At 67.3% G+C, this 13,746-nt stretch carries 7 protein-coding genes; 4 read left to right on the top strand and 3 right to left on the bottom strand.

The window, feature by feature from the left end; all coding sequences use genetic code 11:
- Window positions 1–35: 35 nt before the first annotated feature.
- The 3 genes from FLL57_RS05670 to FLL57_RS05680 all read left to right on the top strand — a co-directional run bounded on the left by FLL57_RS05670 (window position 36) and on the right by FLL57_RS05680 (window position 5,878).
- On the top strand, window positions 36–1,205 hold the full coding sequence (locus FLL57_RS05670) for a methyl-accepting chemotaxis protein (RefSeq protein ID WP_433962617.1): 1,170 nt from the start codon (window positions 36–38) through the stop codon (window positions 1,203–1,205).
- Window positions 1,206–1,463: 258 nt separating this feature from the next.
- Entirely contained in the window at window positions 1,464–2,909 is a 1,446-nt protein-coding gene (locus tag FLL57_RS05675) for a sensor histidine kinase (RefSeq protein ID WP_047307669.1), read from the top strand.
- Window positions 2,906–5,878: a bifunctional [glutamine synthetase] adenylyltransferase/[glutamine synthetase]-adenylyl-L-tyrosine phosphorylase gene (locus FLL57_RS05680; RefSeq protein ID WP_142882356.1), complete on the top strand. Its 2,973-nt coding sequence runs from the start codon at window positions 2,906–2,908 to the stop codon at window positions 5,876–5,878. Before FLL57_RS05675 ends, FLL57_RS05680 begins: the two co-directional genes overlap by 4 nt.
- Before the next feature lie 58 nt (window positions 5,879–5,936).
- Here the strand turns inward: FLL57_RS05680 and FLL57_RS05685 are convergent, their stop codons facing one another.
- Window positions 5,937–6,188, bottom strand: coding sequence for a hypothetical protein (locus FLL57_RS05685; RefSeq protein WP_142882357.1), 252 nt, complete (start codon window positions 6,186–6,188; stop codon window positions 5,937–5,939).
- Window positions 6,189–6,267: 79 nt separating this feature from the next.
- On the bottom strand, window positions 6,268–7,290 hold the full coding sequence (locus tag FLL57_RS05690; RefSeq protein WP_142882358.1) for a helix-turn-helix domain-containing protein: 1,023 nt from the start codon (window positions 7,288–7,290) through the stop codon (window positions 6,268–6,270).
- Between the two features lie 409 nt (window positions 7,291–7,699).
- On the opposite strand from FLL57_RS05690, the gene FLL57_RS05695 reads away from it, so the two are divergent.
- The gene (locus tag FLL57_RS05695; protein ID WP_142882359.1) at window positions 7,700–11,176 is read left to right on the top strand and encodes an autotransporter domain-containing protein; all 3,477 of its coding nucleotides are present in this window, start codon (window positions 7,700–7,702) and stop codon (window positions 11,174–11,176) included.
- A gap of 250 nt (window positions 11,177–11,426) precedes the next feature.
- Here FLL57_RS05695 and FLL57_RS05700 read toward each other — a convergent pair whose 3' ends face one another.
- Window positions 11,427–13,736: a PAS domain-containing sensor histidine kinase gene (locus tag FLL57_RS05700; protein ID WP_142882360.1), complete on the bottom strand. Its 2,310-nt coding sequence runs from the start codon at window positions 13,734–13,736 to the stop codon at window positions 11,427–11,429.
- Window positions 13,737–13,746: the final 10 nt, after the last annotated feature.

The raw sequence follows: 13,746 nt of genomic DNA on the forward strand, positions 1-13,746 counted from the left end.
GGCTGTGGGACGCGATCCTGTACGAAGGCGATGCGATGCATCCCAAGGCGCGCTGGACCTGGTCGTCGGAATTCCGCCGGCTGTGCGGCTTCACTTCTGAAGCCGAGTTTCCCAACGCCGTGCAATCCTGGTCGGATCGCCTGCATCCCGACGACGTCGCGCCGACCTTCGCGGCGTTCACCCAGACCTGCCAGACCGGCATCGGCTACGACGTCAAATACCGCCTCAAGGTCAAGGACGGCAGCTATCGCTGGTTCCGGGCGACCGGCGGCGTGGTGCTCGACGACAACCGCAAGCCGCGGCGCGCCTGCGGTTCGCTGGTCGACATCGACGATCTGGTGAAGGCCGAAACCCAGAAGCGCGACTCGATCCATCAGCTCGCCAGCGATTTCGAGAGCGCGATCGGCAAGATCGTCCGGACGGTGTCGTCGGCCTCCGCCGACCTCGAAAGCTCGGCGCGCCAGCTCGCGACCACCGCGGACACTTCGCAGAATCTCGCCAGCAACGTCGCGGCGGCCTCCGAAGAAGCGACCAGCAACGTGCAGTCGGTCGCCACCGCGACCGATCAGTTGTCGTCGTCGATCCGCGAGATCAGCCAGCAGGTCCAGGAATCCGCCAGGATCGCCGGCGAGGCGGTCGGACAGGCGCGCAACACCACCGATCGTGTCAGCGAACTGTCGAAGGCTGCGACGCGGATCGGCGACGTGGTCGAACTGATCAACACCATCGCCGGGCAGACCAATCTTCTGGCGCTGAATGCGACCATCGAGGCCGCCCGCGCCGGCGAGGCCGGCCGCGGCTTCTCGGTGGTGGCCGCCGAAGTGAAGGCGCTCGCCGAGCAGACCGCGAAGGCCACCGGCGAGATCGGTCAGCAGATCAGCCGCATCCAGTCGGCGACCCAGGAGTCGGTCGGCGCGATCAGCGAGATCAGCGGCACGATCGAGAAGCTGTCGGAGATTTCCGCGCACATCGCCTCCGCGGTCGAGGAGCAGGGCGCGGCGACCCAGGAAATCTCGCGCAACATCCAGCAGACCGCGCATGGCACCGAGCGCGTCTCCGCCACCATTCTGGACGTCAAGCGCGGCGCGGTCGAAACCGGATCGTCGTCCTCGCAACTGCTGTCGTCGGCACAATCGCTGTCGCAGGAGAGCGGCCGGCTCGAAGACGAAGTGAGCCGCTTCCTCCGCACCGTGCGGGCCTCGTAAAGCGACGCTGTGCCGCCGCTTGCGGCGGCGGATGCGGTGCCATGTCCGGCTATCACTTGCCGAGGCGTCGTCCCACCCGGGCGGCGCCTCGGCTTTTTTCGTGTCCGGGCCTGTGATCACCGTCAGGTATACAAGCAATGGTGCAGGCGCAGATCGGCTCTCGCTACTTGAACGATTTGTCACTTTGGATTCAGGGCCGAAATGTCTAGTTTGCCGGCATGAAAACCCTTCGAGAGCATCGCCGCCTGGACGTGATCCGTGACCGCTTTCGGTAAACTGATCCGAACCACGGCGTTCCGCCTGACGCTGGTCTATCTGTTTCTGTTCGGCCTGTTCGCAGCCTCGCTGGTGGCGTACTTCGCCTGGACCACGCGCAAGCTGATCACCGACCAGATCACCACCACGGTGGAAGCGGAGACCGCGGAGATCGAGGACATCTACGGCCGGCGCGGGTTGCGCGGCGTGGTGTTCACGCTGGAGAACCGCGCGCTGCGGCCGGGCGCCAATCTCTATCTCGTCACCACGCCGGCCGGGCAGGCGGTCGCCGGCAATGTCGGCGCGCTGGCGCCGGGGGTGATGAGCAAGCTCGGCTGGAGCGAGACGTTCTATCGGCGGCTCGACGATCAGGAACGCTCCGATCACCGCGCATTGGTGCGCGTCACCGAATTGTCGAGCGGGTTTCGCCTGCTGGTCGGCCGCGATCTCGAAGAGCGGCGCCGGCTGAACAAGGTGGTGCGCTCGGCGGCACAATGGTCGGTGCTGATCGTCGTCGTGCTCGGCCTCGGCGGCGGCGTGTTCGCGGCGCGCCGCGTGCTGCGCAGGATCGACGCGATGACCGGCACGACGCAAAGGATCATGGCCGGCGATCTGTCGGGCCGGCTGCCGGTCGGGCGCAGCGGCGACGAGCTCGATCGTCTGGCGGAAAATCTCAATGCGATGCTGGAGCGGATCGAAGCGCTGATGTCGGGGATGAAGGAGGTCTCCGACAACATCGCGCACGATCTGAAGACACCGCTGACGCGGCTGCGCAACCGCGCCGAGGAGGCGCTGGCGCGCGCCTCCGGCGAGTCCGACTATCGCGCGGCGCTGGAACGCACCATCGAGGAATCCGACGGCCTGATCCGCACCTTCAACGCGCTGTTGATGATCGCCCGCGCTGAAGCCGGCTACGCCAGCGGCGACATGACGGATTTCGACGCCGCCGAGATCGCGCGCGACATCCACGAATTGTACGAGCCGCTGGCGGAAGACGACGACCTGATCCTGAAGGTGGAGGCGTCGCCGTGCCCGGTGCGCGGCAATCGCGAATTGATCAGTCAGGCGCTCGCCAATCTGGTCGAGAACGCGATCAAATACGGCAAGCCGGAGCCGGCGGACGCCGCCGCTCCGGTCACCGCCGCCGAGCTGTGGATCGAGGCGCGGCGCGACGGCGATCAGGTGCTGCTCAGCGTCACCGACCACGGCATCGGCATTCCGGAAGCCGACCGCAAGCACGCGATCGAGCGCTTCGTCCGGCTCGAGGCCAGCCGCACGCTGCCGGGCTCCGGGCTCGGCCTCAGCCTCGCCTCGGCGGTGGCGCGGCTGCACGGCGGCGAGCTGCGACTCGCCGACGCGGAGCCCGGTTTGCGCGCCACGCTTGCAATTCCTGCGCGCACGGGCGAAGGACTGGCCTCCGCAACGACTCTCGAACCGGCCCCGGCATGACAGCTTCCGCGATCGACGCGGACATCGACAAAACCGCTTTGGTCGCGCGCTTCGGCGCGGGACCGCGCCTGTACGACCCCGTACTGGCGGCTGAGCGGCTGGCCGGCTGGCTCGGCGATCTGGCGCCCGAACAGGCCGACGCGATCGCGGCGCTCGGCGAGGCTTTTCCCGCGGTGAAGACCGCGCTGCTGTCGATCGCCGAAGCCTCGCCGTATCTGTTCGATCTGGTCCGGGGCGATCCGCTCCGGCTGCTGCGCGTGCTGCGGGGCGCTCCCGAACAGAGTCTCGCGAAACTCCTCGAAGATGCCGAGATGTTCGTCGCCGCGGCGTCCGCCGAAGACGAGGTGATGGCGGCGCTGCGCCGGATGAAGGCCGAGGCGGCGCTGCTGATCGCGCTGTGCGACATCGGCGGGATCTGGCCGGTGATGCAGGTGACGCAGGCGCTCACCGATCTGGCCGGCCGCTCGGTGCAGATGGCGCTGCGCTTCCTGCTGCGCCAGGAAGCCGGCCGCGGCCGGATCGTGCCGCCCAATCCCGACTGCCCGGAGCAGGGCTCGGGCCTGGTCGTGCTGGCGATGGGCAAGATGGGCGCCGGCGAGCTGAACTACTCCAGCGACATCGACCTGATCGTGTTCTACGAGCTCGACGCGCCGACGCTCGCGCCCGATATCGAGCCGCAGCCGTTCTTCGTGCGCGTCACCCAGGGACTGAGCCGCATCCTGCAGCAGCGCCGCGGCGACGGCTACGTGTTCCGCGTCGATCTGCGGCTGCGCCCCGATCCGGCCTCGACGCCGGTGGCGCTGTCGATCGCGTCGGCGCTTGATTACTACGAGCGCGAGGGCCGCACCTGGGAACGCGCCGCGATGATCAAGGCGCGGCCGTGCGCCGGCGATCTCGTCGCCGGCGAGGCGCTGCTGTCGGAGATCGCGCCGTTCGTCTGGCGCAAGCATCTCGACTTCGCCGCGCTCGCCGACGTGCACGACATGAAGCGGCAGATGCAGACCTATCGCGGCCAGACCGAGATCGCGGTCGAGGGCCACAACGTCAAGGTCGGCCGCGGCGGCATCCGCGAGATCGAGTTCTTCGCCCAGACCCAGCAACTGATCGCCGGCGGCCGCCATCCCGAACTACGCGTCCGGCCGACGCTGGAGGCGCTGGAGATTCTGGCGGCGCGCAACTGGATCACCTGGCAGGCGCGCGACGAACTGAGCGAGGCGTATTTGTTCCTGCGCAAGGTCGAGCACCGCGTGCAGATGATCGCCGACGAGCAGACCCACGCGCTGCCCGACAGCGTCGAGGCGATCGAGCGGTTCTCGCGGTTTCTCGGCTACGACAGCCGCGAAGCGTTCGCGCACGATCTGCTCGGCTATCTCGAACAGGTGCAGGGCCATTACGGCAAGCTGTTCGAGGGCGATCCGACCGGCACCGCCAAACTGCCGCCGGTCGACTACGCCGCCGGGCCGGAAGACGCCCGGCTGCTCGATCATCTTCGCACCCTCGGCTACAAGAAGCCGCTGATGGTGGCGACCACGCTGCAGCAATGGATGACCGGCGGCTACCGCGTACTCAAGGTCGAGACCACGCAGCGCGCGTTCCGTGAATTCGTGCCGGCGCTGATCGAAGAGCTGGCGCGTGCCGAACAGCCCGACGACGCCATCAACGCGTTCGACCGGCTGCTGCAGGCGCTGCACCGCGGCGGCCGGCTGATCTCGCTGCTCAGTCAGAACCGCGACCTGCTGACGCTGGTGGCGCTGGTGCTCGGCGCCGCGCCGCGGCTCGGCGACATGCTGGCGCGGCAGCCGCAGATCATGGACGGGCTGATCGATCCGCGGTTCTTCGGCGCGATGCCGGATCAGGCCGAGCTGTCGGCGCGTCTTGCCGTGACGCTGGCGGATGCGGGCTCGTACGAGGAGTTTCTCGATCGGCTGCGGTTGTTCGGGCAGGAGAGCCTGTTCCTGATCGGTACGCGGATCTTGTCCGGCACGGTTCCGACCCAGCAGGCGGCTGTGGCGTTCGCCGACGTCGCCGAAGGCATCGTCGGCACGGTGCACGGCCTCGTCAGCGAGCAGTTCGCCTCGACCTATGGCAGGGTCAAGGATCAGCAGACCGCGATCCTGGCGATGGGCAAGCTCGGCAGCCGCGAGATGACGGCGTCGTCCGATCTCGACCTGATCCTGATCTACGATTTCGACGACGATGCGCCGGACAGCGACGGCGAACGCTCGCTGCACGGTGCGCAGTACTTCGCGCGATTTACTCAGCGGCTGATCTCGGCGTTCACGACGCGGACCAATTACGGCGTCTTGTACGACGTCGACATGCGGCTGCGGCCGTCGGGCCGTGCCGGCCCGGTGGCGTCGCGGCTCGATGCGTTCGCGGCCTATCAGGAACAGGAGGCCTGGACCTGGGAGCATCTGGCGCTGACGCGGGCGCGGGTGATCTCGGCCTCGCCGGAGTTCCGCCGCAGGATCGAGCAGGTGATCCGTGCGGTACTGACCCGCCCGCGCGATGCTGCGATCATCGCCAACGACGTCGCCGAGATGCGCCGCGCGATCGCGCAGGAAAAGGGCGAGGACGACGTCTGGGATCTGAAATATGCCGCCGGCGGCATGGTCGATATCGATTTCATCGCGCAGTATCTGCAGCTCGTGCACGCGCACCAAGCGCCGGACATTCTCCACGCCAACACGCTCGCCGCGCTCGACAACGCGACCCGGCTCGGCTTCCTCGCGCAGTCCGATGCCGAAGTGTTGCGGCCCGCGGCCCGGCTGTATCAGGACCTGACGCAGATCCTGCGGCTGTGCGTCAGCGAGACGTTCAAGCCCGACACCGCCGGCGACGATCTGTTGCGGGTGCTGGTGCGCGCAGGCGACGCGCCGGACTTCTCGTCGCTGGAGGCACGCGTCAAGGAGACCCAGGCGGAGGTCCGCGCGATCTTCGACCGCCTGATCGGCGGCGAGGGCGCGTAGGGTAGCGTCTCGCGCGCCGCAGTTCTTTCGATCGACGAGTTGCGACGATCCGGCGCGATTACTTCGCGGCGCCGGCCGCCGGCACCTGTTCGCAATCCATCGAATACACCAGCTTGCCGCTCTCGGTGTAGCCGATCGGCTGACAGCCGGTGACGCCGTCGTCGGCCGGCAGCGCAATCGAGCCGCGCGGCGTCGTCGGCGCATCGTCCTGTCTGGTCATGACGATGTAGCCGATCCCGATCGCAGCACCGACGATCGCCAGTCGAAACATCCAGACCGAGGTCTGGTGGAAGGCGGCACTGAAGTCCAAGGCCGGGCTCCTCGCGTCAAGGGGTGCCTCGCTCTTACACGGCGGCTTCGAACGCGGACAACCCGGATTTTCGGCTAGCTCAACCGGCCTGCCGCAGCGGATCTCGCGCCACCGCGGTCCACCATTGCTGCACCACCGCGGGGCTGGTGAGCTGGATCGCCAACGAGGCGTCGAGCTGTGCCTTACGGTAGGCGCTGGCGGTCACACCGAACCGGGCCCGGAACGAGCGGCTGAAATGCGCCTCGCTCTTGAACCCGAGATCGGACGCCAGGCGGGACAGCCGCCGCGTCTCCAGCGGATCGGCGAGCGTCGCCTGCACCGCGAGCAGCCGGCGTTCCTGAACGTAGCGCATCACCCCGCCGCGATCGGCGAACAGCCGATACAGAGAGGCGCGCGAGACGTCGAGCTGCTGCGCCAGCCAGTCGGGCGACAGATCCGGCAGCGCGAGGTTGTCGCGGATCAGCGCTTCGGTGAGCGCCAGAATGGTCTCGTCGGCGCTGCGCTGCGGGGCGAGGTCGGCCTCGGCGGTCGGCGCCAGCAGCCGGCGCAGGAAGTCGGCGGTCTCGGCCACCGTGGTCGCCACATCGGCCTCAGTGAGCTGGGCACTGCGCTCCTGCAGCGAGCGGATATAGGCGGCCAAGAGGTCGTTGCGGAGCGGATCGAGCTTCGGCTTGAGCGCATGCAGCGGCACGCCGACGAGCAGCTTGCGCGGCACGATGAGGCAGATCGTGTTCGATGCGAAGGCGCGAGTGGAGATCGGGCAGGCGAGATCGATCACCGCGACCTTGCCGGGGCCGATCACGGTCTGCTGCCGCGTCACCTCGCCGTTGAAGCCGCCGGAGACGTAGAGGTGCAGCAGCAGGTGGTCCGGCGTCAGGGCGATGCGCTGGGCGTCGCGGACGAAGTCCTGGGCGTTGAACGCCACCTTGGCGACCACCAGGTCGCCGATGATGATGCCGTAAGCCGAGCCGGTCGGCGTCTTCTTGCTCGGGCCGCAGCGCCGCGGCTCGAACAGCGGCGAGATCACCGCGCTCCAGGTCGCGAACGCGTTGGCCTCGTCCAGGCCGGAGGTCACGTAATAGAGGCGGGGAAGGGACGCCATCAGGTCGATTGATCTTGAAGCCGGCTCGATCGGGTCATCGGTATTGTTCTACGGCCGTGGCCAAGTACCTTTAGCCTAGCGGTTTTTCCCGGGAAAGACGATTCGTCCGTGCCTGCCAGCCACACCATGCGGAGACTGTTTATTGCGCGCGCCGCGTGTGCCGGCGCCGCCACGATTTGTCGGCTGGCGCTGCCTCCAGGTTCGGTTTTGAGACGCAAAGTCAAAGGAAACCGCCGCGGCTAACCTGAAACGCGGCGCCGTGCTCTGTCGCGACGCACGAGCATCGATTTAGAACTACGCGAACATCGGGGCGGCTGTTCGTCAGTTCGGCGGCCGGAGCACCGACAGAAGATCAACAGAAGACGGCGCATGCGCGGCTGAGGCGCATGCCAGGCAGGAAGGGAAGTCCGTGAGCACCGTGGGGCGTTATCGTCGTTTGTCGTCGCTGCTGTTGTGTACGACGTTTCTGGTGAGCGCGCCGGGTTCGGCCGCGCTGTATGCGGCGGAGCCCGCTGCCAAGCCGAGATCGACCGCCAGATCCGCGCTGCCGGGCGAGATCAAATCCAGATTCGCCGAGGCATTGCGGCAGGGCGAGCGCGCGCTGATCGCGCAGGCTTACGACAGTACCTATCGCGATCCCGGGCTGCGCGACGCGGTAGTGCGCCACGTCTCCACATTGGCGCCGATGGCGCTCCGCGATGTCACCACGGCGGCCGATCTCGGTGTGCTGACCTCCGGCCAACGCATGGTCCTGGCCCCGAACGCCGCGCAGGTGCTGGCGACCCGCACCGCCTCGGCCTCCGGACTGAGCGCGTCGTCGTATCAGAACGTCGCGATGGCGACCAACAATTCGCCGAACCTGCCGAGCCCGATGCCGTCCCAGCTCGAGCAGACCTGGAACCTCGACCTGATCGGCGCGCAGGGCGCCTACAATCGCGGATTCACCGGTGCCGGCGTCACCGTTACGGTCGCCGATACCGGATTCGACACCACCAATGCGGGCCTCGTCAACAAGCTCAGGACCGATCTCGGCAAGAACTACGTCGTCGAGATCGGCGAGGCGTTCGATCCGAACGACCTGTCGCCGGAGAGTGCGAAGAAGACCGACATCCACGGCTCGCACGTCGCCGGCATTATCGCTGCCGAGAAGTTCGACAACGTCGATGCGCACGGCGTCGCCTACGATGCCAGCATCATTCCGCTGCGCGCGATCACCGAGAAGGGCTACACGACTTACGGGGACGTCGATGCGTCCGCGCTGGCGCTGAATTACTTCGCCGGCCTGAGCGGGACGATGGTGTACAACGCCAGCTACGGCCCGAACTCCGACGGTCTGACCAATCTGCAGCAATGGACCGTCGGAAACATCGACGACGAAGCCAATGCCGCGTTCAATGTTCTGAAAGCCGGCAAGATCATCGTCGCCGCGGCCGGCAACGACCGGATCGACAATCCGGTCGCCGCCCGCAACGCCAACGGCATTGCGCTGATGCCGTTCTTCAATCCGGCGCATGCCGCGCTCGGTGTTTACGACGATCAGGGACAGCAGCTCGACGGAACTGCGCTGCAACATCAGCAGGGGCAGATCATCTCGGTGATGTCTGTCGGCATCACCAAGGCGGCGGCGTCCTATTCGAATCTCTGCGGCGTGACCGCGAGCTGGTGCGTCGCCGCGCCCGGCGGCGACGATGCAACGGGCGCGCTGGTGTATTCGACCGTTCCGGTGAACACCTACGGGTTCGCGCAAGGCACCTCGATGGCGGCCCCGACGGTGTCGGGCGCGATCGCGGTGCTGATCCAGGCCAATCCGAGCTACAACGCCCAGGATCTGTCGCGCCTGCTGTTCTCGACCGCCGAGGATCTCGGTGCCGCCGGCGTCGACGCCGTGTTCGGCTACGGCCTGATCCGGCTCGACCGCGCCACCGACGGCCCGACCACGCTGGCTGCGAACTCCGCCGTTTCGGTCGCTGCCGACCAGACCACCTATTGGAGCCGGCTGCTCACCACCCAGGGCGATTTCTCCAAGATCGGCACCGGCATTCTGACGATCTCCGGCCGCACCGACGCCGGCGGCAACGTGTTCGCGCAGCTCGGCACGCTCGCGGTCGACGGCACGCTGACGATGACGGCGGGCAGCCGGCTCGAGGTCGCGCAGCCGGCGACGCTGGCCGGCTTCGGTACCGTGGCCGGCAACACCGTGATCGCCGGCACGCTGTCGCCCGGCAAGATGGCCAATATCGAAGACCTCGTCAGCAACAACGCGGTGCCGTCCGGTACGGTGCTGGACGGCAACTCTGTCGGCACGCTGACCTTCAACGGCAACGTGACGCTGACCTCGACCGCCACGACGCGGATCGACATCGACGGCTCGCTGATCGTTCCCGGTGGCCCCGGCACCTACGACAAGATCTACGTCACCGGCGCCGGCAACGTGTTCTATGCGGCCGGCACGCTCACTCCGGTGCTGCGCGGCAGCGTCGGCACCGTCAGCGACTACACGCCGGCGATCGGCACCGATTTCGCTTTCGTGCAGGCGACCGACGGCGCCAGCACCGCGGGCAGCTTTTCGACGCTGGTGCAGCCGACCTCCGGCCTGCCGGCCAACGGACGTTTCGACCTGATCTACAATCCGACCTCGATCACCCTGGTGGTGACGCCGTCCAGCTTCAGTCAGCTCGCCGAAGCCGACAAGCTGGCGCCGACGTCGCAGTCGATCGCGCGCATCCTCGACAAGGAACGCGCGGGTGCGGGCGAGATGCCGGCCGCCAACAAGAAGGCGCTGTACGACGCGCTGTACAAGCTCGACACCGAGGCGCAGTTCGACAAGGCGATCGGTCAGCTCGCCGGCCCCGGCCAGCCGGCGATGGCGTCCGCGCCGCTGCAGGCGTTCACCGGCTTCCTCGGCGCGATCGGCGACCGTCAGGACATGCTGTCCTCGGGCAGCGAACTCGGCCAGAACGGCACCGCGCAATCGTTCGCGCTGTCTTATGCGGGCCGCAACACCATGAGCGCCGGCACCAGTTCGGCAATGAACGCGTTCGCCGGCATCTCGCCGGCCGAGCGGGTGCAGGACGGCTGGTCGGTTTGGGGGCAGGGCTTCGGCCGTGACAGCCGGGTCGGCGACAGTGGTGGTCTGTCGGGCTCGAAGGCGGTCAGCGCCGGCTTCGCAGTCGGCGTCGATCGCCGGTTCTCCAACAGCCTGACGGCCGGCGGCGCGTTCGGCTACGTCCGCACCACGGCGACCAGCACCGACATGCAGGGCACCGTCGATACTTACGCCGGCGCCGCCTATGCGAGCTGGACGCCGGGTGCCGCGGTGGTCGACTTCCGGATCGCGGCCGGTCCGAGCCAGATGGCGACCAGCCGGCAGATCCTGCTGTCGCCGACCAGCCTGCAGGGCAACGCCGACGGCGTCGGCGTCGGCACCACGCTGGAAGCGGGCTACCGGTTCGCGATGGGGCGCGACGTGACGCTGAAGCCGTTCGTCGGCGTCAACTGGCAGGGCTTCCGCCGCGACGCCTACAGCGAAAGCCAGCTTCCGATCGGCCTGGTCTATGCGGCGCGGACCTACGACAAGCTGACCTCCACGGTCGGCGCCGCGGTGAGCGGGCGGCTGCACACCACCGACGGCACCACGCTGGTGCCGGAGCTGAAGGTCGGCTGGGGTCACGATCTGCGCGACGCCACGCTGGTCAGCGAGGCGGCGCTGCTCGACAACGCGTTCCTGATCGATGCGGCGCAGCCCGGCCGCGATGCGGCGCTGGTCGGCGCCAAGCTGTCCGGCTGGCGCACCGAAACGTTCCGGATGTTCGCGGCCTACAGCGGCGAATTCCGCAGCAACGCCACCAGCCACCAGGTCTCGGCCGGCGCCCGCGTCAATTGGTAAGCGAAGCTGTTCAGTAACAGCGAAGCCCCGGTTCTGAGCGATCAGAACCGGGGCTTTCTTGCCAGAACACGTCGAGGTTCCGGGTTCGCGAGCTTGCGCTCGCGCCCCCGAACGACGAGCAGGTTGATTAGCTCAGACCCACCGCGAGTCATTCCGGGGCGCGCGCAGCGCGAACCCGGAATCTCATGGGAAGTGGAAGCGATCGTTTTCCCTGCTGAGCAAGGGCAGAGACGTGGCGAGCGAGAAGAGATCAGGCGGCGAGTTGGCGTTGCCGGCAGGCCCGCGGCAGGCTCACCATCACCACGGTGCCTTCGCCGAGCGTCGAGCGCAGGCGCATCGATCCGCCGTGCAGATTGACCAGCGACTTGGCGATGGCGAGGCCGAGACCGGAGCCGTGATAGCTCTTGGTGAGCTGGCTCTCGACCTGCTCGAACGGCTGGCCGAGGCGGCGCAGCGACTGCGGCGGAATGCCGATTCCGGTGTCGGCGATCATCAGCACGATCGAATCCCCGGCGATGCGGCTGCGCACCGTGACGCGGCCGGCGTCGGGCGTGAACTTCACCGCGTTCGACAGCAGATTGATCAGAATCTGCTTGATGGCGCGGCGGTCGGCGACGATCGGAATCTGATCGCCGACCTCGGCCCGCAGATCGAGATGCTTGTGCTCGGCGCGGCCGGCGACCACCTTGAGCGACTCTCCGATCGTCTTGGAAAGGTCGAGCGGCTCCATTTCGAGCCGCATCCGGCCGGCCTCGATCTTCGACATGTCGAGGATGTCGTTGATCACCTCCAGCAGGTAGTGACCGCTGGTCATGATGTCGTGGCAGTATTCCTGATACTTCTCCGAGCCGAGCGTGCCGAACATGCCGCTGCCCATGATCTCCGAGAAGCCGATGATGGCATTGAGCGGCGTGCGCAGCTCGTGGCTCATATTGGCGAGGAATTTCGACTTGGTCTGATTGGCTTCCTCGGCGCGGCGTTTCTCGTCGCCGTATTTGCGGGCGAGGTCGGCGAGCTGGTGCGCCTGCTTCTCCAGTTTGGTCTGCGTGATCTTGAGATCGGCGACGGTGGCGCGCAGCCGCAGGTCGTTGTCGACCAGTTTCTGTTCGTGCGCCTTGATCCTGGTGATGTCGGTGCCGACCGCGACGTAGCCGCCGTCCTTGGTGCGACGTTCGCTGATGTGCAGCCATTTGCCGTCGTCGAGCTGCGCCTCGAAGGTGCGGGCGCCGGGCGCGACGCCGCCATTGTCGCACAGCCGGGTGCGGAGCTGCGGCATCCGGCCGACTTCGAGAATGGTCTCGTAGGAGGTGCCGGGCGAGACCGCGGAGTCCGGCAGCTTGTGCAGCCGCTGGAAGTGCGAGTTGCACAGCACCAGCCGGTTTTCGGCGTCCCACAGCACGAACGCTTCGGGAATGGTCTCGATCGCATCGCGCAGCCGCAGGTCGGCCTCGACCGAGCGTTCGGCCAGGCTCTTCTGTTCGGTGATGTCCACCGCGATGCCGATCAGGTGCTTGTCGGCCGACCCGGCCTCCTGACTCAGCTCGCAGCGCATCCGCAGCCAGATCCAATGGCCTTGCGCGTGACGCATCTGGAAGCTGCGGTCGATGTGGTCGACACGGCCCGCGACCAGCTCGTCGGCGATCTCGAACAGGTCGATGTCTTCGCCTTTCACCAGGGCGTTGACCTCGCCGAAGGTCAGCAGGTCGTTGCGGCTTTCCAGGCCGAGGATCGTGAACATCGACTGCGACCAGAAGATCCGGCCGCGGCTGAGATCCCAGTCCCACAGACCGCAGCGGCCGCGATTGAGCGCGGTGTCGATCCGGCTGCGCACCGCGTCGTTGATCAGGTCGCCTTCGCGAGCCCGGGTCGACTGCCAGTGGAACGCGAAACCGAGAATCAGCACGACGAAGCCGGTGGTCGCCGACAGCGTCACTTGCAGGGCGGTGTCGGATCGGAGCACCGAGCCGGTGTCCTCCTGCACGATCACGACCTGGCCGGGCAGCGATTTCACCACGTGCATCGTCGCCAGCGCGGAGGCGCCCCCCGGCAGAACGATCTCGACGATGCCGCCTTGCTGGCCGGCCTTGGTCAGCGCCGCGGCGCCGAGCACTTCGAAGAACCGGTTGTCGACGGCCGGAGCGCCGCCGATCGGGACGCGCGCCAGGATTCGCTGATCGGCACTGGTGACGATGACGTGGCGTCCGGCGGCGATCCCCCACGACGGAATCAGCGCGGGCAACAGATTCTGCAGCCGCTCGATCGAGGCCGGACGATCGAGGCGGACGACGCCGATATGTTCGAGACGCTCGGCGAGCAAATCTGCGAGCGCGCCGAGATCGCGGTTCATCGCGCCGCGCTTCTGTTTGGTCTGCTCGATGATCTGGACGGCCGCGCCACAGAAGATGGTGACGAGAAACGCGATGATCAGCAAAGGCACCGCGCGCCGAAGCACCGGCTCCGCGTTGAGCAGCCGATGATAGGCGGGTTTAGCGATCGACTGCGCCAATCCTTTGATCGAATCGGATTGAGCGCAGGCGTCCGCCGCCTGCACGCGCGCCATACGTGGCCCC

The sequence above is a fragment of the Rhodopseudomonas palustris genome (assembly GCF_007005445.1).
GTDB classification, from domain to species: Bacteria; Pseudomonadota; Alphaproteobacteria; order Rhizobiales; family Xanthobacteraceae; genus Rhodopseudomonas; species Rhodopseudomonas palustris_G.